This is a genomic window from Breoghania sp. JC706 (genome assembly GCF_037026715.1).
Lineage (GTDB): Bacteria > Pseudomonadota > Alphaproteobacteria > Rhizobiales > Stappiaceae > Breoghania.
Map to the genome: position 1 here is coordinate 1 of NZ_JBANCG010000035.1, position 323 is coordinate 323.

Annotated in this window: 1 protein-coding gene; it reads right to left on the bottom strand. The window is 58.2% G+C overall.

The annotated features are described in order from the left end of the window. A partial coding sequence (locus V2L18_RS23440) for a hypothetical protein (protein ID WP_336180770.1) occupies positions 1–266 on the bottom strand: 266 nt, incomplete at its 3' end. Between the last annotated feature and the right edge of the window lie 57 nt (positions 267–323).

A 323-nucleotide genomic window follows, 5' to 3' on the forward strand; every position in this document is an offset into this window, starting at 1 on the left:
CGATAGCCAAACTCTTTGGCCAGAGCCGGGATAAGCACCGGGGCGCCGCACTTCTCCACCGCCTCGCTCTCAAGATCGAGAAGCGCAAAGAGCGGGATCGAGCGGGTTTCGTTGTCGCCGTCGTCCAGATACCAGCGCTCGACGTTCTGGCGATTGCGCATGCCGATAATCTCGGCAGCCTTCGAAGATCCACCGGCACGCTTGACCAACACCTTCGTTGTCCATTTGAAGCGCCGGTAAACATCCAGCCCGTGCCAGTTCATCATGGTTGCATCCTCGGGAGTTCAGAAGCCGTGACGGCTTGAATCGTCTGTGGTGTTGTT